The following is a 26230-nucleotide window of genomic DNA, read 5'->3' as shown; positions in this document are numbered from 1 at the left end:
CATGAGAAAGGCAGAGCCATGAATTTCCGGACATTTGCCGCCTTTGTTGGCCCCTCTGTCTTTATGATGCTTCTCTTTATCGCGTTCCCGTTGGTCAGCGTGTTCAAGCAGAGCTTTTACATCACCCAGCCGGTCTATGAGACGGTTGAGGTCGAAACCTGCACCCCCGGCTTCCTGACCCAGACCTGCGTGACCGAGCAGAAATCGCAGCCCAAGTTGGATGAGCATGGCGAGGTCATCACCCAGACCGAATATGTCGGTCTGCAAAGCTATCGCAACGTGCTGGAGCCGGAACGCGCGTGGCGCGCGATCTCCGAGGGTAACTGGTCGGTCCTGTCCACCATCAACTTCTGGAAAGCGCTGCGGTTCACGCTGACCTTCACGCTGATCACGCTGCCGCTGGTCATCGGGTTCGGGCTGGGCATCGCGGTTCTGATCAACGGGGCGGCGCGGTCGATCCGCGGGCCGGTGATCTTTATCTCGCTGCTGCCCTTCATCATCACGCCGGTGATCGGTGCGCTGTCGATCAACTGGCTGTTCCGTGGAGACGGCATCCTGACCGCGCTGCTGGAATGGTGGCTGAACCGCGATATCGCGCTGTTTGCGCAGGCGTGGACGATTGAAGTGCTGATGATGTTCTACCGCGTCTGGCATGTGGCCCCGTTTGCGGCCGTGGTGTTCTATGCCGGGCTTCAGACCGTTAATCAGGACAGTCTGGAAAGCGCTGTGATCGACGGGGCGACCCGCTGGCAGCGCATGAAGTACATCGTCATTCCGCATCTGATGCCGCTGATTATCTTCGTGTCGATGATCCACCTGATGGACGCCTACCGCGTGTTCGAAGAGATCGTCGGTTTCTCCAGCCAGGCTTACGTCATCTCACTGCAATGGCTGACCTTCGACTTCCTCGTGCCGGATCAGGCAGGCAACCGGTCGATCAGCCGGGCCTCGGCCAGCGCGATGCTGACCATGATTGGGATCGTCCTTCTGCTGATCCTGCCGCTGCGCCGCACCTGGCGCGACCATAAAGGAGGCCACTGATATGTCCTCGCGCGCGCTTCGCCAACCTCTCAGCCTGCGGCTGACCTCGAACATCTTCCTGGCCTTCTGGTGCCTTGTCGCCGCCTTCCCGATCGTCTGGATCGCGATCATGAGCGTCAAATCCCCCGTTGACGCCTATGACAGCAATGCGCTGAACGTGATCTTTGGCCCCGCGACACTGGCCACCGGAAACGGGGTGTCGGTTCTGGATATTATCCTTGGCATCGCGGTGATCTGGGGCGCTGCCATGGTCGTTACCAAAATGCTGCCCGCGAAGATCAAGGAATACACCGCGCCGGGTCAGGCATGGTTCGGCTGGGTGGTCGGAGTGCTTGTCGCCCTGATCGCCTTCCTGCTGGTGTTCTTTGTCGTCTTGCCTGCGGTTCTGAATGTGCTGAACCCGGTGTTTGGCCCCTTGGGTCGCGACGTGCTGGGCGTGACGACCGAGCATTACAAGACCGTTTGGGTCGATCGGGGCTTTTCCAACAACTTCAAAAACTCGCTGATCGTGACCGCCGGGGTGGTGACCGTATCGCTGACCGTGGGCACGCTGGCGGGTTACGGTCTGGCGCGGTCGGGATCAACGCTGGCCTTCTGGATCCTGCTGATCGCGCTGATCTTCCGCGCGCTGCCGCATTCGGTTCTGGTGGCGGGCTATCTGCCGGTTTTCATCAACTCGGCCGAATGGCTGGCGCCTATTCTGGGTGAGAACGCGCCAACGCTTTATGGCAAACCTTTCGCCGTGATCGCGGTGCTGGTGGCGATCAACCAGCCGTTCACGATCTGGATGCTGCGCTCGTTCTTCCAGAACATTCCGGCCGAACTGGACGAGGCTGCGCGGGTCGATGGCTGCAACCACTTTCAGGCTTTCCGCCGCGTGATCATGCCGGTGATGTGGCCGGGGGTGATCACGACCGGGCTGTTCAGCTTCCTGCTGGCATATAACGACTTTCTTGTGACCTCGCTGCTGCTTGATGCGCAGAACCAGACGATGGTCCCCGCCATTGCGGGCATGTTCAACCGCGAGACAACGACGACCGATCAGGTGGTCGCCGTGGCTGCTGCTGTGTCGATCATCGCCCCGCTGTTCTTCCTTGTGATGATCTTCCAACGCCAAATCGTTAGTGGCCTGACCGCTGGCGCAGTAAAAGGATAAAGAAATGAAGGGTTCCCGCCCGGAACAAGCCGTTCTGACCCGTGACACGGATCTGAGCAAAACCGAAGACACACGCCGCGTGATCGAAACCATGGTGGACGGCCTGAACGACCACCGCATTGATGATATCGGCGAGTTCTTTTCGCAGGGGTTCCGCTGGATGGGCAATCAGGGCTGCGGCACCAAGACCGGCCTGCAGGAATTTCAGGACAACTGGCAGCGCCCCTTCCAGGCCGCGTTTTCGGACAAAACCTGCATTGATGAGGCGCGCCTCTATATGGGCGAATGGGCAGCCGCATTTGGCCGGCAAGAAGCCACCCATTCTGGTGAGTTTCTGGGCATCGCCCCCACCGGCAAGCGGGTTGAAATCCGGTACATGGATTTCTGGAAAGTGGTCGATGGCAAGATCGTCGACAACTGGGTGAACGTGGATTTCGCCCATGTGGCCGCGCAGCTGGGGGTCGATCTGTTCAATGGCGAGGGCTGGGAAGCCTATGACCGGGGTGAGAAAACCGCCCCGCGCCCCGACAAGTAAGGATCAGGACTATGGCAATCGAGTATCTCAAACGCGGCAAATCCGACGCTGACCGGGCCGAGGATGACGCCAAGACCCGCGCCGTGGTCGAGGCCACGCTGAAAGACATCGAAACCCGTGGTGACACCGCCGTGCGTGACCTGAGCGAGAAGTTCGACAACTATTCGCCCGCCTCGTTTCGCCTGTCGCCAGATCAGATCGACGAGCTGATCGGCCAACTGACCGAGCGTGAGTTGGACGATATCAAATTCGCGCAAGAACAGGTGCGCAACTTTGCGCAGGCGCAGCGCGACTCGATGCTGGATATCGAAGTTGAAACCCTGCCCGGCGTCATTCTGGGCCACAAGAACATCCCGGTGCAGTCCGTGGGCTGTTATGTGCCCGGCGGCAAGTTCCCGATGGTGGCCTCGGCCCATATGTCGGTGGCGACGGCCAGCGTGGCGGGCGTGCCGCGCATCATCGCCTGTACGCCTCCGTTTCAGGGCAAACCGAACCCGGCGGTGATCGCCGCCATGCATCTGGGCGGCGCGCATGAGATTTACGTAATGGGCGGTATTCAGGCCATCGGCGCGATGGCGCTGGGGACCGAAACCATCGACCCGGTTCACATGCTGGTCGGCCCCGGAAACGCCTTTGTGGCCGAAGCCAAGCGCCAGTTGTTTGGCCGCGTGGGGATTGACCTGTTTGCTGGTCCGACCGAAACCATGGTGATCGCAGATGAGACCGCAGCGGACGCAGAGCTTTGCGCCACCGACCTGCTGGGTCAGGCCGAGCATGGCTATAACAGCCCCTGCGTGTTGCTGACCAATTCGCGCAAACTTGCCGAGGATACTTTGGCCGAAGTCGACCGCCTGCTGGGTATCCTGCCCACCGCCGACACCGCGAAAGTGTCGTGGGAAGAATATGGCGAGGTGATCGTTTGTGACACCTATGATGAGATGCTGCAGGTCGCCGATGACATCGCCTCTGAGCATGTGCAGGTGATGACCGACCGCGATGACTGGTTCCTTGAGAACATGACCTGCTATGGGGCGCTGTTCCTTGGGCCGCGCACCAATGTGTCGAACGGGGACAAGGTAATTGGCACCAACCACACTCTGCCCACCAAAAAGGCGGGCCGCTATACCGGCGGGCTTTGGGTGGGCAAATACCTGAAAACGCACAGCTATCAGAAGGTTCTGACTGATGAGGCGGCGACGCTGATCGGTGAATACGGCTCGCGCCTGTGTATGCTGGAAGGCTTCGTGGGCCATGCCGAGCAATGCAACGTCCGCGTCCGCCGCTATGGTGGGATCAACGTACCCTATGGTGAGGCGGCCCCCTATCGGGACGCCGCCGAATGAGCGACCCCCATACACAGCACAAGGCCCTGATCGCGCCGGTCAGGGCGGCTATGTATGACTTTAGCGAAACGGGTGTGCGGCAGGCGCTGGCCAGGGTCAGCGCCCCGGACGCCCTGTTTCGGTTGTGCCATCCGTTTGGCGACAACACCGGCAGCGATGCCTTCTACGACACCGCGTTTAAGGGTCTGCTGGACGCATGGCCTGATTTGGAGCGGCGCGACTACATCGTCATGGCCGGGCCGGATGAACACGGCGCGGATTGGGTCGGTTGCGGCGGCTATTATACCGGTACCTTCACCGGGCCGTGGCTGGATATCCCGACGACCGGCCATCAGGTGACAATGCGGTTCCATGAATTCTATCGCTTCCGCGACGGCAAGATCGTCGAGATGCAGGCGCTGTGGGACATCCCCGAAGTGATGATACAGGCCAACGCCTGGCCCATGGCCCCCAGTCTTGGGCATGAATGGCATGTGCCGGGCCCCGCGACGCAGGATGGTCTGGTGCCGGGGCCGTATGATGCCGCCAAAGGTCAGCAGACATGCCAGCACATCATCGATATGCTGGATCACCTCAAGAAACACCCATCAGAAGGTGGGCCAGAGGTGATGGAGATGGAGAAGTTCTGGCATCCCCGCATGAACTGGTACGGCCCGGCAGGTATTGGCACCGGGCGTGGCTATGGTGGGTTTCGCAACTGGCACCAGATTCCGTTTTTGAACGGGATGCCGGATCGTGGGCAATATGTGGATGACATCACCTATCACTTCTTCGGCGATGGCGAATATGCCGCCGTCACCGGCTGGCCGAACATGATCCAGACGGTGACCCATGACGGCTGGATGGGGATTGCGCCCTCGGGCCAGCGGATCACCATGCGCAGCCTGGATTTCTGGCGGCTCGAGAATGGCCTGATCCGAGAAAACTGGGTTTTGGTCGATCTTCTGGACGCCTATCGCCAACTGGGAGTTGACGTGTTCGCTCGTCTGCGGGAATTCAACAAGGCCCGCAATATGGGCCGTATTGAAATACCGGATGGAATGAGCTGATGACTGACCTGCCCCGCACCCCTTCGTTTTTACTGACCGGCAAGACCGCGCTGGTTACCGGCGCATCGTCGGGTATCGGTCAGGGCTGCGCCGTGGCACTGGCCGAGGCCGGGGCGCATGTGGTCTGTGCCGCGCGTGGGGCGGATCGGCTGGCAGAGACCGTCGCCGCGCTGCAGGCGCAGGGCTGGTCGGCTGAGGCGGCGGTGGTGGATCAGGGCGACTTGCAGGCGCTGAAACAGCTGTTCGAAGACCGCGCTTTTGACGTGGTGGTCAATTCCGCCGGAACCGCCCGCCACAGCCCGGCTGTCGAGACCACGCCCGAAGATTTCGACGCGGTCACCGACGTCAATCTACGCTCGGCCTATTTCCTGTCGTCCTATGCGGCCAAGGCGCTGCTGGCGGCGGACAGGCCGGGGTCGATCATCCATATCTCAAGCCAGATGGGACATGTGGGCGGCGTGGACCGGGCGCTCTATTGCGCCACCAAACACGGGCTTGAGGGCATGGTCAAAGCAATGGCGATCGAATGGGGCAAACAGCGCATCCGCATCAACACGGTCTGCCCAACCTTCATCCGCACACCGCTGACACAATCTACCTTCGACAACCCCGAACGGGCCGCGTGGATCATGGACAAGATCAAACTGGACCGCGTGGGCGAGGTCGAAGACATCATGGGCGCGGTCGCCTATCTGGCCTCGGACGCCTCGGCACTGGTGACGGGCACCTCGATGCTGATTGATGGGGGCTGGACGGCGGACTGATGCGCTATGACGACAAGGATATCAGCATTCAACGCCGTCTACGGGATGCGATCCTTGATGCTATCGTCGAAGAAGGCAAAACGATGATCTATCGGCCCTCTGCCGGGATGGCGAATGAAGAACCGCATCACTTTTGGGGGCGTTTTGGCCCGATCTTGGACGAATACGGATTGAAAAAGATCAACAAAGACTCTGTTCGGGAAGATGCGCAGCAACGGATCGGTAAACTGAACGAACCCGATGCCGATATGGTGCATCAGCTATTTGTTCAGTTTCTGGGCGAGCGTCCCGGAAGCCAACTGCCGGACACCAGGGGTGACTTTCAAGTACCGGATAGTCTGCGCGGGGTCATGGAGGCCTGTTGCGATTTGACCTTTGCGGTTCCTACGATCTCGCGCGGTTTTCGTTGGACCGAGCGGGTTGCCCCCGTCATGCGTGACGCAAAACGTTGGGACCATGAAGGTACGTCCAAGCAGGACGAAAGCCAGGCTATGGTTTCCGAATTTCGTGAGCAACGTGAACAGCGCGGTCGCGCGTTTGCAAAAACAGCTCCGATGCATGCCATAGACGGTCTTCGGGACATAGCAAAAACCGAAGGTTCAATGGCGGCATTGCAATCCCTGAATCAATACCACGATGGCAACGCATGGCTGAGCATTCACGACCCGACCAGACCGCGCGGTATGCCGACGATGGGGCTAGATGCTGGGATGAAATTGCTGGCTGCACTGTTCAGAGAGCAACCGGATGGCTGAAAAAGTCACATCTCTGCAGGTTGCGCAACTGGCCGGTGTCAGCCAGTCAGCGGTCAGCCGGGTTTTCACGCCCGGTGCCTCGGTCAGCAAAAAGACCGAAGACAAAGTGCGCAAGGCGGCTGCTGAACTTGGGTACAGACCAAATGTTCTGGCCCGCGCCATGGTGTCGGGCAAAAGCCGCATCATCGGTTTGGTGGTGGGGTATCTTGAGAATTACTTCTACCCCGAGGCGTTGGAGAAGCTCTCTAATGCGCTGCAGGAACAGGGCTATCACGTGCTGATTTTCATGGCCTCACGCTCGGCCGGGAATATTGACGACGTGATGGAGGAAATTCTGGATTATCAGGTGGACGGGGTCGTTTTGGCCTCGGTTCCCATGTCGTCGGATATCGCCATGCGATGCCAGCAGGCCGGCGTTCCGGTGGTGCTGTTCAACCGCACGCAGGATCTTGACGGGATCACCACGGTGGCTTCGGACAACTATGCGGGCGGGCGCAAAGTGGCCGAGTTTCTGCTGGCCGGAGGGCATAAGCGCATTGCCTATATCGCAGGTTGGCAGGGCGCCTCGACCCAGCGCGACCGAGAGGCGGGGTTCCGCGCGGCATTGGCTGAAGGCGGGCAGGATGTGTTCGCCCATGATGTCGGAGATTTCCATACTGAGAACGCCCGCGCCGCCGCCCGCCGGATGTTTGACGTTGCCCCCGGCAAACGGCCCGACGCGGTGTTTGTGGCCAATGATCACATGGCTTTGGCGGTGATGGACGTGATCCGCTTTGAACTGGGCCTGCGCGTGCCCGAGGATGTCTCGATCATCGGTTATGACGACGTGCCGCCCGCCGGGTGGCCGGCCTATAACCTGACGACCATCCGCCAGCGCGCCAATCTGATGGTGGCTGAAACCGTCACCGCATTGCTTGACCATATCGATACCCCGGCCACGGCCAAACCGCGGAAAGTGGCCATTGATGGGCCGCTGATCGTGCGGACCTCGGCGCGGTTGCCGAAGGGGTGGAAACCACAAAGGACTGAGACATGAAGGGCTTTGATCCGAAATTCCGGGATTTCCCGGACTACATCATCGGCATTACCAAAGAGATTTGGGAGGATCGCGGCATCGCGACCCTGCACGAGTATTACGGCAAAGATATCGTGGTGCGGATGCCGGGCAGTGTCTCGACCGGCAATCAGGGTGTCATCGGCGCGACCATGGCGACACTGGCCGAGTTCCCCGACCGTACCCTTCTGGGCGAGGATGTGATCTGGTCCGGCACGCCCGAGGATGGGATGCTGTCGAGCCACCGCATCATGTCCACCGCCACGCATCTGGGCGATGGCGCGTTCGGCAAGGCGACCGGGTCCAAGCTGCGCTATCGCATTCTGGCCGACTGCCACGCGCGCAACAATGCGATCGACGATGAATGGCTGATCCGCGACAACGGCGCGATCGTCCGGCAAATGGGGTGGGAGCCCAAGGAATTTGCCCGCGACCTGATCGCGCGTGAGGGCGGGGCCGAGGCATGCGTCAAACCCCTGACCCCGGCCAATGATCTGGACGGACCGTACAAAGGGCGGGGCAATGACAACGAATGGGGCCAGCGCCATGCCGATCTTCTGACCAGGATGATGGGCGCGGATATGGGCGCGGTTGAACGCGACTATGATCGTGCCGTGCAAAGTGAATATCCCGGTGGGGCCACCGGCCACGGGCGCGACGCGGTGGACCGGTTCTGGATGTCTCTGCGTGCCGCGCTGCCCAATGCGACGTTTACCATTCATCACCAGATCGGGCGCGAGGATGCCAACATGCCGCCCCGCTCGGCCATCCGTTGGAGCCTTCATGGCAAACATGATGGCTGGGGGGCGTTTGGCGCACCCACCGGGGCGGACCTTTATGTGATGGGCATCAGCCACGCCGAATGGGGCGAACTGATCGGCGGCGATATCCGCCTGCGCCGCGAATGGACCCTGTTCGATGAAACGGCGATCTGGAAGCAGCTTATTCTGGTGACCGGAGACCTATGATGCCAACCTGCCTCAAACCCAGCGAACAGGCGCGGCGGTATCACTGCCACCGCGCCGCGCTGCGGGCGCGCCGGCTGAACAATCACCCTCCTGGGGCGACGGGTTAACCCCCATCGCAACACACCCCCCATTAGGAGATCACCATGAGCACCATCCAACACCGCATCGTCCGCTACGGCGAGTTGCAACCCTGCAAAACCGCTTTTATCGACGCCCATACGCCGGGCAGCGATCAGAAAGAGAACTTTACCATCGTCGGCGGCGGCGTTTCTGAAAGCCCCGATCAGCATGTCCATATCACCGACAAGATCGGTTTTAACATCGGTGCGGCAGGCCAGCCTCCGAAATGCCGAAATTCACTGCACAGCCACACTACGGCCGAGGTGTTCTTTGTTGCCAAAGGCCGCTGGCGGTTCTTCTGGGGGCGTTATGGCACGGCGGGAGAGTTCATCGCCGAAGAGGGCGATATTTTCAACATTCCGACCGGTATCTTTCGCGGGTTCGAAAATGTGGGTCAGGACTACGGGATGATCATGTCGATCCTGGGCGGTGACGATGCCGGAGGTGGTGTCACATGGGCCCCGCAAGTGATCGAGGATGCGCAGGCGCATGGTTTGATGCTGGGCGACAATGGCGTGCTGTATGACAGCAAGAAAGGGCAAGAGCTGCCCCACAACGTGCGCCCTATGCCTTTGCTGACCGAGGAAGAGCTGAAAGCCTATCCCGAGGTGCCGGTTGAGGATGTGGTCGGCAAATACGTTGCGCGGTATTGGGACTTGATGGCGCTGTCGGCCAACAAACCGGCAGTGGTGATAGGCGAGAACGGATGGATCAAGGACAAACCCGGTTTCGAAGTCGATTTTCTGGGCCGAGGATCGTGTGTGCCGGACGCGGTCACAAGCGATAAACCCGTGGTTCTGATGCCGGCCAGTGGGCATTGGCGGATTGCTGTAGACAACCATGAGACCACATTGTCCGTGGGCGACACCGCTCTGGTTCTGCCGGGTGAATCCTATAGTGTTGTCCCATCCATGACCGGGCAGGCTGGCCTGTACCGGATTACCGCAACCAATGATCCGGCCGGAGCAACCTGGACAGGATGACCGCAGACCCGCAGGATACCCATGCTGTCTACGAGCGGCAGGCGACAGAGTATGACAAACGTCGCTCCAAAGCTCTGTTCGAAGCGCGCTGGTTGGCGCGCTTCACGGCCAGTCTTAAACCGGGTGATCACGTGTTGGATCTGGGGTGCGGAACAGGTGACCCAATCGCCCGTTGGTTCATGGCCGAAGGGTTTGACGTCACGGGCGTCGACTTTTCCAAGGCCATGCTGGCCATCGCTCGCGACCGGTGGCCTGACAACGACTGGCTGCATTCCGATATGCGGGATTTCGATCTGGGTCGTCAGTTCGATGGTATTATCGCATGGAACAGCTTTTTTCACCTGACGGCCGCAGAGCAAAAAGCCTGTATCGCCCGCATGGCGCGCCACTTGCGATCTGGTGGGATGCTGATGTTGACGGTCGGTCCGCGCGCGGGCGAGGCAAGCGGTACAGTTGGCGCAGAAATGGTCTACCACGCGTCTCTTTCGCCCGCCGGATATGCCGGGTGCCTTGAGGACAACGGGCTTCAGATGACCGGATTTCTGGCCGAGGACCCTGAAACGCAAAGCCACACCGTGTTGATGGCGCGAAAACTTTAAGGAGGCCAAAGATGCCTGTAAAAACCACGCATGTCGGGTCTTTACCACGCAAGCAAGAGGTCGTGGACTTTATCTTTGCCCGTGAAAATGGCGAACCCTATGACGCAGCAGCCTTTGATGCCTGCATGGCGGGCGCCGTAGACGAGACCGTCCGCCTACAAGCCGAGGCTGGTATAGACGTTGTCAGCGACGGAGAGACGTCGAAGATTTCCTATGCGACTTATGTCAAAGATCGCTATACCGGGTTTTCCGGAGACAGCCCGCGCAATGCGCCGGCGGATCTCAAGATGTTCCCAAGCTTTCTGCAGCGGCTGGCCGATGATGGCGGCACCCCGAAATATGCGCGACCCATGTGTACGGGCGAGGTCCGCTCGAAGGGGCAAGGTGAATTGCAGAAAGACATCGCCAACCTCAAGGCGGCCATGGCGCGGCACGATGTTGGTCAGGGTTTCATGAATGCCGCGTCACCGGGTGTAATCTCGTTGTTTCTGCAAAATGATTTCTACCCAACGCGCGAGGCTTATCTGGCCGCATTGGCAGATGCGATGAAAGAGGAATACGAAACCATTGTCGCGGCGGGTTTGGACATTCAGCTGGATTGCCCCGACCTTGCCCTGTCTCGCCACATGTTGTTCACGGACCTGTCGGATGACGAATTTCTCAAGATCGCGGATATGCATGTCGAGGCCCTGAACCATGCGCTGCAAAACGTGCCGCAGGACCGGGTGCGAGTGCATATCTGCTGGGGGAATTACGAAGGCCCGCATTGTTGCGATATCGCGATGGACAAGGTGTTCAGCACCCTGATGGCAACAAAATCGCGCTATGTCCTATTCGAGACGTCGAACCCGCGCCACGCGCATGAGTGGACCGTGTTCCGTGATCGTAAAGCCGAGATCCCCGATGACAAGGTTCTGGTCCCCGGAGTGGTCGACACCACCACCAATTTCATTGAACACCCCGAGCTTGTGGCGCAACGGATTGAACGCTTTACCGGTATTGTCGGCGAAGATCGGGTTATCGCAGGCAGCGATTGCGGCTTTGGAACTTTTGCGGGATTCGGCGCGATTGATCCGCAGATCGCCTATGCCAAGCTAGAGGCGCTGGCCCAGGGGGCCGAGCTGGCCCGCGGATGACCCCATTGATTCTGTTACCGGGCATGATGTGCGATGCGCGGCTTTTCGGCCCGCAGATTGACGCGTTGTCCGGCAAGGTACCGATGATGACCTTTCCCCTGTGTCAGCACGACAGCGTGCAGGGACTGGCAGCGGATATCCTGCGCAACGCGCCACCCAGATTTGCACTGGCGGGTCTATCGATGGGCGGGATTGTCGCCATGGAGGTTCTGCGTCAGGCCCCCGAGCGTATTGAACGCCTGGCCTTGCTGGACACGAACCCGATGGCCGAGCTGCCCGATGTCAAAGCCCGTCGTGCTCCGCAGATGGACGCGGTGCGCGAAGGGCGGCTGTGGCATGTGATGCGAGACGAAATGAAACCCAACTATCTTGCAGACGGGCCGCGTCAGGGGGCTGTTCTGGATTTGTGCATGGAGATGGCAACTGGTCTGGGCCCTCAAGTCTTTCTGCGTCAATCGAAAGCCTTGATGGACCGTCCCGATCAACGTGCAACCTTGGCTGCCTATACCGGACCCGCGCTGGTTCTTTGCGGTCAAGAGGACGGGTTGTGCCCGGTCGAGCGCCACCAGTTGATGCACGATCTACTGCCAAACAGCGTACTGCACGTCATTGATGGGGCTGGTCACCTGCCCACATTGGAGAAACCAAACGAAACAACGGCGGCTTTGGCGCGCTGGTTGGAGGACATATGACACCATCTCTTTTGTCACTGTTGCGCAAAGTGGATACGCCCACTGTCTGCAACGCCATAGAAGTCGCTCAGGGTAAGCGAGGATTTGACAGATTTACGCGCGGTACCATGATGTGTTCGGCCCCGAATGAGCCTGCAGTCGTGGGCTATGCGCGCACGGCCAAAATTGCAGCAGTTGCACCCCCGACCGAGGAGCCCGACGTTATCCGCGCCAGACGCATGGACTATTACAAATACATGGCTGAAGGCCCCGCGCCCTCGGTCGCGGTGATAGAAGATGTGGATTACCCCGACTGTATCGGCGCCTATTGGGGCGAGATTAACACCACCATTCACAAAGGGTTTGGCATGTCAGGGGCGTTGACCAATGGCGTAATGCGCGATCTTGGTGATCTGCCAGACGGATTCCCGGTTGTTGCAGGCTCAGTTGGTCCAAGCCATGGTTTCGTCCATGTACGCGATCTGGGCACGCCGGTCTCGGTATTTGGCATGACAATAGATCCAGGTGATTTGATCCATGCGGATCGACACGGCGCATTGGTCATTCCCGAGGATATCGTCGATCAGTTGGAAGGAGCGATCCAAAAGCTGCTGACGACAGAGCGTATCATTCTGGACGCCGCCACCCAGCCGGCTTTTGATTTTGACGCGTTCGAAACCGCATGGACGGCCTTCGAAAAAGCAAGGGTCTGAACCCGGACTGCCGTGTTCTAAAGCTGCGAACCGATCGGTAAAATCGCCAGAACACCCGAGACTATGTGATCCCACGCCGATCCTGTCGGCTCTGCGTCATATCGCAGGACAGTGCCGTCCTGTTGCCGGGTTGTCCAAACCAGTTTGCCAGCCTCTTCAAGCGTCACGTTGTACGTGTACGCGGGCAGCGCCTCGTCCAGCGCGCCCATTGTCCGAACCGCCAAGTCGGGCGAATCGATCAGGATGCCCATCTCGGTGTTGATGTTGACGGATCTGGGATCCCAATTGAACGACCCGACGAACACATAGCGATCATCAATGGTGAACGCCTTGGAATGCAGACCCGAACGGGATTGTGCCCAGTTAACGCCTCGTTGTTGAACCTCATAGGCATCCGGGCGCAGCTCGTACAACTCGACGCCGGCGCGCAACAGGGCGCGGCGCTTTTTGGCGTAATGGGCATAGACCGGCGCCACGTCGTTTGACGCCAGCGAATTGGTGACGACCTTGATGTCGACGCCGCGGTTTTCCAGCTCGGACATCCATGCAACCCCTTTGTTTCGAGGCACAAAATACGCCGAGATGATGTTGACCTCGTTTTGAGCGGTCTCAAAATAGGGCAGCAGTTGCGAAGCAAGCACCTGTTCGGGATCATCCGCGCCGGCTGCTTTGGATGGAGGGTCGGCGTATAGCCGGGCCCGAACCCAATCAACCGCCAATGCGTTGTCGGCAAAGGTCTCTTGCGCTGACCTGCGTAGGGCGTTGCCATAAGGCGTATCGCGCGCCTCGTCGACAAGGTCATTCAGCCGGTCGCGTGCCTCGTCCAGAGATACGTTTTGCGGTTCATCAATCACCACAGCGGCAGGAACGGCGAATTCACTGTTCCAATAGGTATCGAAGCTGTCCGAGACCTGACGGACCACTGGGCCAGTGGCCAGCACATCCAGATCCGCATAGTTCATTTCCTCGCGGGCCAGAAAATACTCGGCGCCGATATTGCGCCCACCTACAATGGTGAACGTATTGTCTGCGGTCATCGACTTGTTATGCATCCGTCGGTTGATGCGTTTAAAGTCGGTCAGACCGGCAATCAGCAGGCTTTGATCTCGCCAGAACGGGTTGAACAGCCTGATCTCGATATTCTCATGCAGATCAAGGGCAGCAGTCATCGCATCGTATCCGGACGTGTCCATATCGTCCAACAACAGGCGCACGCGGACACCCCTGTCCGCAGCACGTAACAGGCTTGCAGCAAACAGATGCCCGGTTGGATCGTCGTGTAGCAGATAGTATTGCGCATCAATCGTTTGCTCTGCCGCCGCCGCCATCAACAGCCGAATGACCAGCGCCTGTTCTCCATCGCTGACAAGTCGTACGCCCGAGCGCCCGTCGCCGGGGTCGCCCAACCTACTGGCCGCGCGGTAAAGCTGGCTTGTCGGTTCGGCGGCGACGGATCGCGTCACCGTCTTTTCATAGGTCCGGGACGTGGGCGCGCATGCAGCAAGGGCCAGCATGCAGCAGACATGAACCGTGACGATCCATGACTTCATGAGTTTTTTCCGATCTTCATACTGACAGTGACACTCTAATCGGGCCGGTTTTCAAGGTTGTTGTTTTGAATCCCTGCTAATTGCCTGCGGCTGCGGTTCGATTGCAGATGCCGTTTGGCCCGTTCCTCAGGGATCTCTGTCGGATTTGTGATTGTTGAATTCATCGGGTTCTGATCATCTGCGATCTGAAAAAACCTATGCTCAGCCGATGGAAAGACGCGGATATGAAATTGGAATTCCACCATATTAACTTTGTCTCGCAAGATGTGGATCGCCTCCACGATTTTTACACGGGCGTTCTTGGGTTGGATGACATCCCGATCCAGAATTTCCCACGATCCGAGGATACGAAGGATCGGGGCTATAGCGGCAAGATCCGCTTTGCGACCGATGGGCAGATGCAGATGCACCTGGCCGAGAAAGACCTCGGTGTCGCCTTTAAGCATGGCGAAACGATAAACCCGGTCGAACGCGGCCACATCGCTTTTAGAACCGATGATATTGCGGCCTTCATGCAGCTGCTGGACGACAACGGCATTCCCTATTCGGACTATGGAACTGCCTTTGCCAAAGAATGGCATCAGGTGTTCTTTCACGACCCCGAAGGCAACGTCATCGAAGTCCATCAGGCGGTCTGAGTTTGGGTCTTAGGATGTGGCCTCCTCGAACCGGTGCCGGGTGGCGTCGAGATGGGATTGCATCGCTGCGCGGGCTTTGCGGCGGTCGCGCTCCAGAACCGCCTGAATGATCTGCAGGTGATCTGAGGTCGCGGTCAGGTGATGGTGCATCTGATCTTCCAGCGGCCAAAGGTAGTGGTGGTTGAAGATCATCGAGATCGCGTCCTGAAACCCCACGATCAGCCTGTTGTCGGCATGCGCGTTCAGAAACCGATGAAACTTGGTGTCCAGGGCGGGGAAATCCAGGTCAGCGAAATCGGAGTGCGCCGAAATCTCGAGATGATCCTGTTTCAACCTGATGAGCCCGCCCCAGAACGGGTCATTCTCGGGGATTTGGCAGAGCTTCTCGACTGCTCTGCTTTCGAACATCACGCGGACTTCATGCAGCTCTAACGCGTATTTTCTGGTGACGCCTTCCAAAACCCATCGGCGGTGGTGGTCCTTGCGGACGAACCCGAACCGGCTGAGCCCGATCAGAAATTCGCGCATGGTCTGGACCGAAACGTTGAGCTGTCGCGCCAGAAGCCTCTCGTTCAGCAGCGCGCCCGGACCGATATCCTCGCTTCGGATCATCTGCATGAACGTGGCCTCCAAGGCATCGCGCATGTCCATGGTTTCACTGGCGTCGAAATAATCCCGCCGCTGAGGGACCCGAAGCAATTGCCGGTCTGGCCCGGCCTGCGTCAATATCCCAGCTTTTTCCAACCTGTTCAGAATTGCGCGCGCGGTTGTTCTGCTGACATCCAATTGTCGCGCGATCGCCGAGATGTTCTGGATGCTGGGATTGGCGACCAAAGCGTCCAGCATGGCATTATAGGCGGCTTTTAAAACGCGATCTGGGCGCGCCATGGCCATGTTCCTGATGTTCAATAAGATGTTTTTAATAGGGTTAAAGACATTTGAGCGCAAGTCGCCGACGGAATATGATCCGGGCAACCTGCGCTGAATATCAGCCACGCATTTGGTGCCGTGGCGAGCGCGGGGCGCAATGACATCACTGATTCAGGACACCCGAAAATGACGTCGAACACTTATGTGCCCAGCGCGACACGCTACGCGGAGATGACCTATAACTATTGCGGCAACAGCGGTCTGAAACTGCCCGCGATCTCGCTGGGGCTGTGGCATAATTTTGGTGCTGACCGGCCTCATCAGTTGAAACAACAACTTTGTCGAACGGCATTTGACCTGGGGATCACGCATTTTGATCTGGCCAACAATTATGGCCCGCCTGCGGGCAGCGCTGAAGAGGCGTTTGGTGAAATCCTGAAAAATGATTTTGCCGGTTACAGGGATGAATTGGTGATCTCGTCCAAAGCCGGATATGACATGTGGCCAGGCCCTTACGGCGAATGGGGTAGCCGTAAATACCTGATCGCGTCCTGTGACCAAAGCCTTCGGCGGATGGGTCTTGATTATGTGGATATCTTCTATTCGCATCGGTTTGATCCGAATACGCCGCTCGAGGAAACCATGGGCGCGCTGGATCAGATCGTGCGCTCTGGCAAGGCGCTTTATGTGGGGATTTCGTCCTATAATTCCCAACGCACGCGCGAGGCTGCGGCGATCCTGAAGGATCTTGGCACGCCCTGCATCATTCATCAGCCCAGCTACAACATGATCAACCGGTGGGTTGAGACGGACGGGCTGAAGGCCACTCTGCAAGAGTTGGGGATCGGGTCGATCGCGTTCACCCCTCTGGCGCAGGGGATGTTGACCGGCAAGTATCTGAGCGGCGTGCCCGAAGGTAGCCGAGCAACCGAAGACAAATCACTGAACCCCGATCTGCTGACCGAAAGCACGATCGAGAACCTGCGCAATCTGGATGCGATTGCCAAGAGGCGCGGTCAGACGCTGGCGCAGATGGCGATTGCCTGGGTGTTGCGCGATGGCGGGATCACCACGGCGTTGATCGGTGCATCCCGCAGTGAACAGATCGTCGACTGCGTCGGGGCGCTGAACAATATTGAATTCACGGTCGATGAACTGGCCGAAATCGACCGCTATTCGCAGAATGGCGAGGTCAACCTTTGGGCTCAATCCTCGGACAGCTAAGTCCAAACGCCGGATCAGAAAAGGACTGAACATGAACAAACCCGTTATCGGATTCATTGGTGTTGGGCTGATGGGTCATGGCATGGCCAAAAACATCGTCGAAAAAGGATACCCTCTTGTGGTGATGGGGCATCGCAACCGACAACCCGTCGAAGATCTTGTGCAACGTGGTGCGACCGAAGTCACCTCGGCGCGTGAAATGGCCGACGCCTGCGACATCATCCATTTGTGCGTCTCGGGCAGCCCGCAGGTCGAACAGCTGATCCGTGGCGAAAACGGTATCCTGGCCTCGGGCAAACAAGGGTTGGTGGTTGTTGATTGTTCGACATCGGATCCCGTGTCGACCTTGCAACTTGTGCAAGAGCTGCGGGCTGCGGGCATGGATCTTGCAGACGCACCTTTGGGCCGAACTCCGAAAGAGGCCGAGGCCGGAACGCTGGATACAATGGTCGGCGCATCGCCCGAAACCTTGGCGCGCATCAAACCAGTACTGGATTGCTGGGCCGGTCTGGTCGTGCACATGGGTGAGGTCGGGATGGGTCACAAGATGAAGCTGGTCAACAACTTCGTCGCCATGGGCTATGCTGTTTTGTATTCCGAGGCGCTGGCCGTAGCCCGTAAGGCCGGGCTGACCGTAGAACAGGTGGATTCTGTTCTGCGCCCAAGCCGCCTGTCCAACGGGTTCTACGATACATTCATGAAATGGACGCTCGAGGGGGATGAAAACGCCCATCGCTTTGCCATCACGAACGCGCATAAAGACATGCGATATGTCGCGAACCTGGCCAATAGTATCGGCGCGGTCACGCCGGTACAGGCAACTCTGCGCAACGCGTTTGCGGCGATGGAGGCTGCGGGTCGGGGTGACGATTATGTACCCATGCTGGCTGATTTCATTGCGGAAACCAATGGTCTGGCCACGGACAAGTCCAACGCCTAAGGCTGCACGCGCGGATGTGGCGCATTCCACCTGTCAGGCAACGCCCCTATCCCGGTTCTCAACGGGATAGGGGACAAACATGGACAGCAGCCCCCAACAGGAAGATGGATCACTGAAGCGGCCTCTGGCCGTTGCATTTGTGATTGGCATCGCTTTGGCGATCATTCTGTCCGTTTTTCTGTATATGTCCCGCGAAACCGGGAACCGGATAGGTGACATGCGAATGGCATGGCAGGACTATTCGGTCGAGACCACACCGCGTGGCTACTGGATATCGGACATTCGCGAAGACTTTGGCTATGGCGGGTTGATCCACAACTTCAAGAACTATGTGCTGCGCAATGACCCCGATTTGGGTCCACGCCTGCGGCGGCAGTCCCAAAGCCTGCTGGATACCATCGCGGCCTATCGCGCCTCGGACCCATCCCCCACTGAATTGGAAGCGTTAGCGCAGATCGAAGCCGTGGCCCTGGAATACACTGGCAATATCCCTTTGATCGAGGAGGGTATCGCCGCAGGCCTGAACGCAGAGCAGATCGATGCGTTGGTGCGTGTGGATGACCGTGTCGCTCTGGCGGCATTGGCGACCCTTGAAACCCTGTGGGTGCAAGAACGCGACCGCAGTCTGTCCAGTATGGTGCGCGCGTTCTCGGACGGAGAACGTCTGGTCCGAAATTTCTCGTTTCTTCTGGTGGGGTTGATCGTTTTGGTGGGCGTGATCGCGATCCTGACCACTTTGCTGATCGCCAATATCTTGCGCACCAACCGTCGACTGAAGGCCGAACTTGCCTTGCGTGAACAAGTGGAACTGGCCGAGCGCAAACTGGCGCGGGCGGTTGAACAAAGCCCGGCCTCGATCATCATCACCGACACCGACCTGAGGATTGAATACGCCAACCGCAAGTTCTTTGACCTCAGTGGCTATGGCCCGGACGAGGTCTATGGTCATTCGCCCAAAATGCTGCAATCGGGGCATTCGGGGCAGGGGGTCTATAGCGACCTGAAGGCCAAGCTGAAAAGCGGCCAAAGCTGGTACGGTGTGTTTCGCAACTTGCGCAAAGACGGGACGCATTACTGGGTTTCGACCGCGATTTTCCCGCTGGTCGATCACAATGGCAGCATCACCCACTATATTGGTATCGGCGAGGACATGACCGAATCCCGCCGCACGCGCGAGCAATTCGCTCAGGTCCAGAAGATGGAGGCTGTGGGTATTCTGGCAGGTTCGGTTGCGCACGACTTCAACAACGTGTTGATGAGCGTGATCGGAAATGCCGAGCTGATCGAGTTGGACGCCGAGGATAACGAGGACATTCAGACCTCGGTCAACCATATTCGCATCGCGGCACGTCGCGCGCAGGCGCTGGTGCGCAAGATGCTGACCTTCGCCCGCCAGCGGCCTCGAAATCCGCAACGCGGTGACATGGTCAAAGCCACGCAAGAGGCGCTGGACCTGATCAAGGTCGCCGCGCCTCCCAGCGTCAAGACCCGCTTTGACATCGACATTGAACAGGCTTTTGCTGAATTTGACGGTACACTGTTTTTTCAGACCCTGCTGAATCTGTGCCACAATGCGTTCGAAGCCATCGGCGATCACCCCGGCGACGTTGTTTTGCGCATCAGTCAGGCCGAAGACACTGCGCTGGACGATCTGCCGGACGATGCGATTGGGGTGATCCGACTGGATGTGACCGATGACGGGCCGGGGATGTCGCCCGAGGTGCAAGAGAAGATATTCGAACCCTTCTTTTCTACCAAACCGGTTGGGAAAGGCACCGGTCTGGGTATGGCGATCGTCCGCAACAGCGTCGAGGAATGCCGCGGGCGGGTCGAACTGTCCTCGACGCCGGGCAAGGGGACCCGGTTCAGCCTGTTCTATCCCATGATGCCAATTCTGAGCGCGCAACAGCAGCAAGAGGCCCGCGCCGTCACCGGGGACGAACACATCCTGCTGGTCGATGACGATGAGAACATTCTATATGTCACGCGCCGGTTGCTGACGCGATATGGCTACCGGGTCGAGGCCTATTCCCAACCAATGCGCGCGTTGGACGCCTTTCGGGCGGCGCCCGACAGCTATGATGTGATTGTGTCGGATTTGATGATGCCAGAGCTTATGGGCACTGACCTTATCGCCTCGGTGCAGGCCGTCCGACCGGATGTTCCTACGATTCTTGTCAGCAGTTATTTCGATGATGCAGACAGTCCGGCTGAAAGCGATCAAACGGTACGGGTGCAAAAACCGTATGATGTTCAAAGTCTTGCGCGCATTATCCGGAGCCTTGTGGCCTAGGATCCCGTTACATTTCTTAACAACTCTTCACAGTCTTTAATCCATATCAAATTCTGGTGACACATCTGCCCTCTAAGGTTCGCTCAGCCGGTCCTCGGCCAAACCGAGTGATCGGAATAGCGATAAAGGGGCTTTTAGATGATGACCAAAGCCAGAACATGGTTCTCGGCGCTGTCGACAGTTTCGCTGCTGACGATGAGCGCTGCGTTCCCGGTTCACCAGGCCCAGGCGGATGAGCCGGGCCCGGTAGAAGCCATAGAGTTCGACCCAGCCAAGGCGGCCCTTGGCAAACGACTTTTCTTTGATCCGCGACTGTCCGGCGACGCTGCGCTGTCCTGTTCCAGTTGCCACCAGCCGGAAAACGGGTTCACCGACGGGCAAGCCCTGTCGGACGCCTATACGGGCAACCTGCATTTCCGCAACGTGCCGACGCTGATCAACAGCGCCAAGCGCGAGGCATGGTTCCATGACGGGCGGATAGGCACCAACCTCAATGACGTGACCCGCGAAAGCATCACCGAGACCTATTCCATGAACATGGACATGCGTCTGATGCAGGAACGCATCAAGCAGGACCCGGTCTATGTCGAGATGTTCGAAGCTGCCGGATTTGGTGAGCCTTCTAATGGTGGCGTTCGCAACGCGATCCCGGAATATCTGAAAACGCTGATCTCGCGCGGCGCGCCATTTGACACCGGAGAGATGTCGGACGAGGCCAAAGCGGGGTATGAGCTGTTCAACGCCAGCGGCTGTAACTCGTGCCACTCGGGCGAACGGTTCACCGACGACCTGCCGCACAATATCGGCGTCGGTGACAACCCTGACATCTGGGCGGATCCGACCAGACACATCACCTTCGTGACGATGATGAAGTTCCTCGGCGTCGAGAACTACATGAACCTGCGCGCCGACCCCGGAGCGTATATCCGCACCCACACTGCCGACACGTTCGGCACCTTCATGACCCCCACACTGCGTGAGCTGACCTATACCGCGCCGTATATGCACAACGGCACGATGGAAACGCTCGAAGATGTGGTGGCCTTCTACAACGCCGGTGGTGGTGACGATGAAAACAAGGATCCGCGCATCAAACCGCTGAACCTTTCCGAGACCGAGCAAGCACAGCTGGTGGCCTTCCTCAAGGCGCTGTCCGGCGAGCCTCTGACCGGCCCCGACTTCGTCGCCGAGGAAATCGATACGGACTATGCGCCGATCGAAAACTGGCGTGAAACGACAAACTGAGGAGTGGACCCATGAAAGACCTTAAGTCTTACCTTTCAGGCACAATCGCCACCGCTGCCTTGTTTGCTGCCATCGGTTCGCAAGCGTTCGCTGCGGACAGTATCGCGATTGAGGCCGGTATCGGCGGCGCAGACCCCGACCCTGATGCGCCACTGGTGGCGCTAGGCGAGCCGCCCATCCCGCTGGATAACCCGCAGACCGAGGCCAAGATCGAACTGGGCAAAATGCTGTTCTTCGATCCGCGTCTGGGCGGGAACGAGACAACGCCCTGTTCGGCCTGTCACCTGCCCGATGTGGGCTGGGACGTCGAAGCGCCGATCTCGTTCGGTTATCCCGGCACGACTCACTGGCGCAACAGCCAGACCATCGTGAACTCGGCTTACTACGGCAAGCTGTTCTGGGCGGGATCAAGTAAAAGCCTCGAAAGTCAGGCCAAATCCGCCGCAGGCGGTGCCGTCGCCGGCAACGGTGAATCCGACATGATGGAGGCCCGTCTGGCCTTTGTGCCCGAATATGTCGAACGCTTTAACGATGTCTTCGGCGATCAATGGCCGCGCATCAGCAACGCATGGCGTGCAATCGCCGCGTTTGAACGCACCATCGTTCAGACCGACACGCCCTTCGACAACTACCTGCGCGGGGATGATGCGGCGCTGACCGACGAACAGAAACGCGGGCTGGAGCTGTTTACCGGCAAGGCGCAATGTTCCGAATGCCACAACGGCGCGCTGCTGTCGGATGAGAAATACTACAACACCGGCGTTCCACCTTATAGCGGCTGGGAAGATGACGGTCTGGCGCAAGTGACCTTCCGGTATGAGCTCTATGCCAAAGGCTCGACCGAGGAGTTCTATCGCCACACCAAGGACGACCCCGGCTTCTATTTCCGGACCAAGGAAAAAGCTGATCTGGGCAAGTTCCGCACGCCAAGCCTGCGCTACACCCTCTATACCGAACCTTACATGCACAATGGCATGTTGGAGACGCTCGAGGACGTAGTTGAATTCTACAACCAGGGCGGCGGCGAGAATGAATTCGCAGCAACCAAATCCGATCTGATCCAGCCGCTTGGGCTGAACGATCAGGAAAAAGCGGATCTGGTGGCCTTCCTGAAATCCCTGTCCGGCGAGGAAATCCTGATGGATGAACCTGATCTGCCGGATTACCAGCCGCTTTCTGCGGTTGCAGCAGAGGAGTAAGCGTCATGAAAGATCATAACGCAACCGGATGCAGCTGTTCGGGTGAGGCCAAGAAGGCCTGTACCGTGAACCGCCGCCAGTTCCTGTTCGCCTCGGGCGCAACAACCTTTGCCGTGATGGTGGCCATGCCCACTCGCCACGGCCAGGCCGAACAGGTTCCGGCCCTTGTGTCCACCTATCCGCGCAAGCTGATCGGCAAACTGTCCGAGCTGGAACAGGATGTCCCGGTCGAGTTCTACTACCCCGATGAGGGCGACTATTCGGACTCGATTCTGGTCAAAACCGGCGTGGAAAGCGGCGGCGGCATCGGTCCGCAAAAGGACGTTGTGGCCTTCAACCTCACCTGCACCCACCAGGGCGGGTCGATGTATGACAGCTACAAGCCTGAACATAAGGTGCTGGGCCCATGCCCGCTGCACCTGTCCACCTATGACGTGACACGGCACGGCATCCTCGTCTCGGGGCAAGCCTATCAGTCGCTGCCGCAGGTCCTTTTGGAACTGGACGGTGACGATATCTACGCCGTTGGCATGTTCGGCCTGATCTACGGCCGCTACGACAACCTGATTGCATAAGGGAAGGGGATACTCACATGGCAACCCCGTATTACGTACCCGAAACCAACGTCCCGCTGCCGCCCAAAGGCGCCGAGGTCATCTCGACCGCCTGCGACTACTGCATCGTGGCCTGTGGTTACAAAGTCTACCGCTGGCCGGTGACGGCCAAACCCGGTGGCCCCACCGCGGACGAAAACGCCTTTGGCGAGGATTTCCCCGTTGCACCGCTGGGTGCATGGGTCGCGCCGAACCAGCACAATATCGTTCTGCACAAAGGTCAGCCGCACCACGTGGTGATCATTCCTGACAAGGACACGCAATACGTCAACACCGACGGCGACAGCTCCTTGCGGGGCGGGTGTATCGCACAGAAATGCTATAACCCGCAGACACCGACACGTGACCGTCTGAAGACACCACTGATGCGGATCTATGGCACGCTGATGCCGGTTCCGTGGGATCTGGCGCTGGATGTGGCGGCTGAGGTGGGCAACCACGTCATCGCCAAGCACGGCACCAATGCCTATGGCGTGAAAACCTTCAGCTATCAGTATATCGAGAACACCTATGCGATCTCGAAATACGCGCTGCGCCATATCAACACCGCCAACTTCACCTTCCACGACACGCCGTCCGACGTGACCTCGACCCCCGGTTTCCGGGATGCGGGTTTCGACAACTTCGGCCCGTCTTACGAAGACTGGCGTGACGCGGAAACTCTGCTGGTTTGCGGCACCGACCCGTATGAGACCAAGACCATCCTCTACACCCAGTGGATGATGAAGGGGATGCAGAACGGTCAGAAAGAGATCTATCTGATCCCGCGCCGGTCTGCCGGTGTGGCCCATGCTGAAAAGATGGGTGGCCTGCATATCGACGTTCTGCCCGGCACTGACCTGCTGGTCGTCAACGCCATCGCCCGCGTCATCGTGGAAAATGGCTGGGAAGACAGCGACTGGATCAAGAAATGGGTCAACAACAAGTGGGAAAGCTCGTCCGGCTTCGGTCAGGGTACCCGGAACACGCCGTGGCAGTGGCGCACGACCTGGGGCAAGTTCCAGACCAAAGGCTTTGAAGACTGGAAAGAGTGGCTGCTGTCGCAGGACGAGTTCGCGCCCGAGACCGCTGCCGCCATGGCCGAAATCGACGTGCAGAAAATCTATACTGCCGCAGAATGGCTTGCCAAACCCAAGGCGGATGGCACACGGCCCAAAACATCGGTCATGATCGAGAAAGGGTTCTACTGGTCCAACAACACCGGCAACACGCAGGCGATCTCGGCTCTGGGCATCATCTGTGGCTGTGGCGGTCGTCCGGGTCAGGTCATTGGCCGGGCCGGTGGTCACCAACGGGGCGGCGTGAAGGGCGGGAAATACCCGCGCAACAAATCGCCCGAGAAACTGCCCGGCCGCCGTCGCCGCGCCATGGATACCGACCGGTATCTGATCGCAGGTCATACCCGTATGGCCCATGTGATCGGCACCACATGGATCCAGTCCATGTGCGGATCGCAGCAACTGGCCGACAAGTTCGAGGAACTGACCGTCCGCAACCCGCACCAGATCGCCGGCTTCGACAAGCAAGAGATGATCGACACGCTGAAGGCCCGCGCCGACAGCGGCGGTATGGTGGTGATCAACCAGGACATCTATCTGCAAGACCCGATCGGCAACCGCTACGCCGACATCGTGTTCCCCGCAGCGACCTGGGGTGAAGAGGACTTTTTGCGCGCCAATGGCGAACGCCGTCTGCGTCTGTACCAGAAGTTCTATGATGCGCCCGGTGCGGCGAAACCCGACTGGTGGATCATCGCGCAACTGGCACAGCGGATGGGCTTTGACGGGTTCGACTGGCAGAACTCGAACGAAGTTGCGGAAGAGGCCGTGCGCTTTACCCGCGGGTCGCGCAAGGACTTCCACGCGGTGCATCGTCTGGCCAAAGCTGAGGGCAAAACCCTTCACCAGAAGGTCCGTGAGTTTGGCACTGATGGGGTTCAATGCCCGGTCATGCTGGATGCCGATGGGGTCACGCTGATTGAGACCAAGCGTCTGCACGACACAACCCGCGAACTGCCCGATACCGGTGCGGCTGGTGCGGATGTGTTCAACAAGAAGCTGACGCATTTCAACAGCCAGACCGGCAAGTGCAACATCCAGAAATCGCCTTGGGGCCTGTTCTCGGACTATTGGGAATGGCTCAGCCCGAACAAGGAAGAAGGCGAGTTGTGGGCGACCTCGGGTCGGATCAACGAACGCTGGCAGTCCGGCTTTGACGACCGCCGCCGCCCGTATATCGTGCAGCGCTGGCCGGAAAACTGGGTTGAAATTCACCCTGACGATGCAGCCGAGCGTGGTATCGAAAGCGGCGACTATGTGATGGTCTATTCGGAACGTGTTCCGGGCAACAAGACCACGCTGCTGGGTGTGGAAGGCGACGACTTCCAGTTCTCGAAACTGATGGAGAACGGGCATATCGAACTGACCAAAGCGGCGATCACCGCCGTGGCCATGGTCACGCCCGCCATCAAGAAAAGCGTGGTTTACATGGACTTCCTGCACATGCAGCAGCCCGCGAACGCGCTTGAGGGCCGGATCGTCGACTGGATCAGTGGCAACTACAACTACAAGATGGGCGTTGCCAAGCTGCGGAAACTGGGGCCGAGCCCCTACAAGACCTCGTTCCGCACGATGTCCTTCGCACCGCGCGACATCGCCTGACGGCTTTCCGGGGGGCGGTCGCCATGCCGCCCCTCGGGTCTGGTCCCACTGCAGAAGGGACCATGGGCCGGGCGTCCCCGGCCCAACTGGAAGGCAGGTATCGGTTGGGA

At 58.8% G+C, this 26230-nt stretch carries 24 protein-coding genes; 22 read left to right on the top strand and 2 right to left on the bottom strand.

All coding sequences use genetic code 11. From position 1 onward, the window contains the following. Positions 1-18: 18 nt before the first annotated feature. From ACR3EG_RS18315 to ACR3EG_RS18250, 14 genes are all read left to right on the top strand, one after another. Complete coding sequence (locus ACR3EG_RS18315) at positions 19-1041, top strand: carbohydrate ABC transporter permease (RefSeq protein WP_480497114.1); 1023 nt, start codon at positions 19-21, stop codon at positions 1039-1041. Between the two features lies 1 nt (position 1042). Continuing rightward, positions 1043-2197, top strand: a complete 1155-nt coding sequence (locus tag ACR3EG_RS18310) for a carbohydrate ABC transporter permease (protein WP_480497115.1) — start codon at positions 1043-1045, stop codon at positions 2195-2197. 4 nt (positions 2198-2201) lie between these two features. Continuing rightward, complete coding sequence (locus ACR3EG_RS18305; RefSeq protein WP_480497116.1) at positions 2202-2732, top strand: ester cyclase; 531 nt, start codon at positions 2202-2204, stop codon at positions 2730-2732. 11 nt (positions 2733-2743) lie between these two features. Further along, positions 2744-4075 carry a histidinol dehydrogenase gene (gene hisD, locus ACR3EG_RS18300; RefSeq protein WP_480497117.1) on the top strand — a complete coding sequence of 444 codons (1332 nt, stop codon included), beginning with the start codon at positions 2744-2746 and terminating at the stop codon, positions 4073-4075. Then, on the top strand, positions 4072-5124 hold the full coding sequence (locus ACR3EG_RS18295; protein WP_480497118.1) for an ester cyclase: 1053 nt from the start codon (positions 4072-4074) through the stop codon (positions 5122-5124). Before hisD ends, ACR3EG_RS18295 begins: the two co-directional genes overlap by 4 nt. Next, a complete protein-coding gene (locus ACR3EG_RS18290; RefSeq protein ID WP_480497119.1) occupies positions 5124-5888 on the top strand; it encodes an SDR family NAD(P)-dependent oxidoreductase in 765 nt (254 codons plus the stop codon). Before ACR3EG_RS18295 ends, ACR3EG_RS18290 begins: the two co-directional genes overlap by 1 nt. Next, entirely contained in the window at positions 5888-6643 is a 756-nt protein-coding gene (locus ACR3EG_RS18285) for a hypothetical protein (RefSeq protein WP_480497120.1), read from the top strand. Before ACR3EG_RS18290 ends, ACR3EG_RS18285 begins: the two co-directional genes overlap by 1 nt. Continuing rightward, the gene (locus ACR3EG_RS18280; protein WP_480497121.1) at positions 6636-7679 is read left to right on the top strand and encodes a LacI family DNA-binding transcriptional regulator; all 1044 of its coding nucleotides are present in this window, start codon (positions 6636-6638) and stop codon (positions 7677-7679) included. Before ACR3EG_RS18285 ends, ACR3EG_RS18280 begins: the two co-directional genes overlap by 8 nt. Beyond that, positions 7676-8665, top strand: coding sequence for a nuclear transport factor 2 family protein (locus ACR3EG_RS18275; protein ID WP_480497122.1), 990 nt, complete (start codon positions 7676-7678; stop codon positions 8663-8665). The genes ACR3EG_RS18280 and ACR3EG_RS18275 overlap by 4 nt, the downstream gene beginning before the upstream one ends. Positions 8666-8808: 143 nt before the next feature. Continuing rightward, positions 8809-9768 (top strand): cupin domain-containing protein, encoded by a 960-nt coding sequence (locus ACR3EG_RS18270; protein WP_480497123.1) that lies wholly within the window; start codon positions 8809-8811, stop codon positions 9766-9768. After that, positions 9765-10367, top strand: a complete 603-nt coding sequence (locus ACR3EG_RS18265) for a class I SAM-dependent DNA methyltransferase (RefSeq protein WP_480497124.1) — start codon at positions 9765-9767, stop codon at positions 10365-10367. The genes ACR3EG_RS18270 and ACR3EG_RS18265 overlap by 4 nt, the downstream gene beginning before the upstream one ends. 11 nt (positions 10368-10378) lie before the next feature. Further along, positions 10379-11503, top strand: coding sequence for a cobalamin-independent methionine synthase II family protein (locus ACR3EG_RS18260; protein ID WP_480497125.1), 1125 nt, complete (start codon positions 10379-10381; stop codon positions 11501-11503). Next, complete coding sequence (locus tag ACR3EG_RS18255; RefSeq protein WP_480497126.1) at positions 11500-12195, top strand: alpha/beta fold hydrolase; 696 nt, start codon at positions 11500-11502, stop codon at positions 12193-12195. The genes ACR3EG_RS18260 and ACR3EG_RS18255 overlap by 4 nt, the downstream gene beginning before the upstream one ends. Then, positions 12192-12887, top strand: a complete 696-nt coding sequence (locus ACR3EG_RS18250) for an RraA family protein (RefSeq protein WP_480497127.1) — start codon at positions 12192-12194, stop codon at positions 12885-12887. Before ACR3EG_RS18255 ends, ACR3EG_RS18250 begins: the two co-directional genes overlap by 4 nt. 17 nt (positions 12888-12904) lie before the next feature. On the opposite strand, the gene ACR3EG_RS18245 is transcribed toward ACR3EG_RS18250, so the two are convergent. Further along, positions 12905-14437, bottom strand: coding sequence for a phospholipase D family protein (locus ACR3EG_RS18245; protein ID WP_480497128.1), 1533 nt, complete (start codon positions 14435-14437; stop codon positions 12905-12907). 224 nt (positions 14438-14661) lie between these two features. Here ACR3EG_RS18245 and ACR3EG_RS18240 point away from each other — a divergent pair, with 224 nt between their 5' ends. After that, entirely contained in the window at positions 14662-15075 is a 414-nt protein-coding gene (locus tag ACR3EG_RS18240) for a VOC family protein (RefSeq protein ID WP_209195688.1), read from the top strand. 9 nt (positions 15076-15084) lie between these two features. Here ACR3EG_RS18240 and ACR3EG_RS18235 read toward each other — a convergent pair whose 3' ends face one another. After that, the gene (locus tag ACR3EG_RS18235; protein ID WP_480497130.1) at positions 15085-15963 is read right to left on the bottom strand and encodes an FCD domain-containing protein; all 879 of its coding nucleotides are present in this window, start codon (positions 15961-15963) and stop codon (positions 15085-15087) included. 168 nt (positions 15964-16131) lie between these two features. On the opposite strand from ACR3EG_RS18235, the gene mgrA reads away from it, so the two are divergent. The 7 genes from mgrA (at position 16132) to ACR3EG_RS18200 (ending at position 26120) form a co-directional block, all read left to right on the top strand. Further along, positions 16132-17169 carry an L-glyceraldehyde 3-phosphate reductase gene (mgrA, locus tag ACR3EG_RS18230; RefSeq protein WP_480497131.1) on the top strand — a complete coding sequence of 346 codons (1038 nt, stop codon included), beginning with the start codon at positions 16132-16134 and terminating at the stop codon, positions 17167-17169. Further along, positions 17096-18109 (top strand): NAD(P)-dependent oxidoreductase, encoded by a 1014-nt coding sequence (locus tag ACR3EG_RS18225; protein ID WP_480552273.1) that lies wholly within the window; start codon positions 17096-17098, stop codon positions 18107-18109. Before mgrA ends, ACR3EG_RS18225 begins: the two co-directional genes overlap by 74 nt. A gap of 79 nt (positions 18110-18188) precedes the next feature. Next, the gene (locus ACR3EG_RS18220) at positions 18189-20402 is read left to right on the top strand and encodes a hybrid sensor histidine kinase/response regulator (protein WP_480497133.1); all 2214 of its coding nucleotides are present in this window, start codon (positions 18189-18191) and stop codon (positions 20400-20402) included. Between the two features lie 141 nt (positions 20403-20543). Beyond that, the gene (locus tag ACR3EG_RS18215; RefSeq protein WP_480497134.1) at positions 20544-21647 is read left to right on the top strand and encodes a cytochrome-c peroxidase; all 1104 of its coding nucleotides are present in this window, start codon (positions 20544-20546) and stop codon (positions 21645-21647) included. 11 nt (positions 21648-21658) lie between these two features. Then, complete coding sequence (locus ACR3EG_RS18210) at positions 21659-22846, top strand: cytochrome-c peroxidase (RefSeq protein WP_480497135.1); 1188 nt, start codon at positions 21659-21661, stop codon at positions 22844-22846. Between the two features lie 5 nt (positions 22847-22851). After that, positions 22852-23421 (top strand): arsenate reductase (azurin) small subunit, encoded by a 570-nt coding sequence (locus ACR3EG_RS18205; protein ID WP_170724694.1) that lies wholly within the window; start codon positions 22852-22854, stop codon positions 23419-23421. A 17-nt stretch (positions 23422-23438) separates the two neighbouring features. After that, positions 23439-26120 (top strand): arsenate reductase (azurin) large subunit, encoded by a 2682-nt coding sequence (locus tag ACR3EG_RS18200; RefSeq protein ID WP_480497136.1) that lies wholly within the window; start codon positions 23439-23441, stop codon positions 26118-26120. Positions 26121-26230 lie beyond the last annotated feature (110 nt).

The sequence above is a fragment of the Ruegeria sp. AM7 genome, from assembly GCF_056535965.1.
Note: the sequence above shows the minus strand (reverse complement) of the source record. Positions and strands in the feature narration are given on the sequence as shown.

Bases quoted from the DNA above. Each gene is read 5' to 3' on its own strand.
- ACR3EG_RS18315 (WP_480497114.1), top strand. From the start codon at position 19: ATGAATTTCCGGACATTTGCCGCCTTTGTTGGCCCCTCTGTCTTTATG.
- ACR3EG_RS18310 (WP_480497115.1), top strand. From the start codon at position 1,043: ATGTCCTCGCGCGCGCTTCGCCAACCTCTCAGCCTGCGGCTGACCTCG.
- ACR3EG_RS18305 (WP_480497116.1), top strand. From the start codon at position 2,202: ATGAAGGGTTCCCGCCCGGAACAAGCCGTTCTGACCCGTGACACGGAT.
- hisD (WP_480497117.1), top strand. From the start codon at position 2,744: ATGGCAATCGAGTATCTCAAACGCGGCAAATCCGACGCTGACCGGGCC.
- ACR3EG_RS18295 (WP_480497118.1), top strand. From the start codon at position 4,072: ATGAGCGACCCCCATACACAGCACAAGGCCCTGATCGCGCCGGTCAGG.
- ACR3EG_RS18290 (WP_480497119.1), top strand. From the start codon at position 5,124: ATGACTGACCTGCCCCGCACCCCTTCGTTTTTACTGACCGGCAAGACC.
- ACR3EG_RS18285 (WP_480497120.1), top strand. From the start codon at position 5,888: ATGCGCTATGACGACAAGGATATCAGCATTCAACGCCGTCTACGGGAT.
- ACR3EG_RS18280 (WP_480497121.1), top strand. From the start codon at position 6,636: ATGGCTGAAAAAGTCACATCTCTGCAGGTTGCGCAACTGGCCGGTGTC.
- ACR3EG_RS18275 (WP_480497122.1), top strand. From the start codon at position 7,676: ATGAAGGGCTTTGATCCGAAATTCCGGGATTTCCCGGACTACATCATC.
- ACR3EG_RS18270 (WP_480497123.1), top strand. From the start codon at position 8,809: ATGAGCACCATCCAACACCGCATCGTCCGCTACGGCGAGTTGCAACCC.
- ACR3EG_RS18265 (WP_480497124.1), top strand. From the start codon at position 9,765: ATGACCGCAGACCCGCAGGATACCCATGCTGTCTACGAGCGGCAGGCG.
- ACR3EG_RS18260 (WP_480497125.1), top strand. From the start codon at position 10,379: ATGCCTGTAAAAACCACGCATGTCGGGTCTTTACCACGCAAGCAAGAG.
- ACR3EG_RS18255 (WP_480497126.1), top strand. From the start codon at position 11,500: ATGACCCCATTGATTCTGTTACCGGGCATGATGTGCGATGCGCGGCTT.
- ACR3EG_RS18250 (WP_480497127.1), top strand. From the start codon at position 12,192: ATGACACCATCTCTTTTGTCACTGTTGCGCAAAGTGGATACGCCCACT.
- ACR3EG_RS18245 (WP_480497128.1), bottom strand. From the start codon at position 14,437: ATGAAGTCATGGATCGTCACGGTTCATGTCTGCTGCATGCTGGCCCTT.
- ACR3EG_RS18240 (WP_209195688.1), top strand. From the start codon at position 14,662: ATGAAATTGGAATTCCACCATATTAACTTTGTCTCGCAAGATGTGGAT.
- ACR3EG_RS18235 (WP_480497130.1), bottom strand. From the start codon at position 15,963: ATGGCGCGCCCAGATCGCGTTTTAAAAGCCGCCTATAATGCCATGCTG.
- mgrA (WP_480497131.1), top strand. From the start codon at position 16,132: ATGACGTCGAACACTTATGTGCCCAGCGCGACACGCTACGCGGAGATG.
- ACR3EG_RS18225 (WP_480552273.1), top strand. From the start codon at position 17,096: ATGAACTGGCCGAAATCGACCGCTATTCGCAGAATGGCGAGGTCAACC.
- ACR3EG_RS18220 (WP_480497133.1), top strand. From the start codon at position 18,189: ATGGACAGCAGCCCCCAACAGGAAGATGGATCACTGAAGCGGCCTCTG.
- ACR3EG_RS18215 (WP_480497134.1), top strand. From the start codon at position 20,544: ATGACCAAAGCCAGAACATGGTTCTCGGCGCTGTCGACAGTTTCGCTG.
- ACR3EG_RS18210 (WP_480497135.1), top strand. From the start codon at position 21,659: ATGAAAGACCTTAAGTCTTACCTTTCAGGCACAATCGCCACCGCTGCC.
- ACR3EG_RS18205 (WP_170724694.1), top strand. From the start codon at position 22,852: ATGAAAGATCATAACGCAACCGGATGCAGCTGTTCGGGTGAGGCCAAG.
- ACR3EG_RS18200 (WP_480497136.1), top strand. From the start codon at position 23,439: ATGGCAACCCCGTATTACGTACCCGAAACCAACGTCCCGCTGCCGCCC.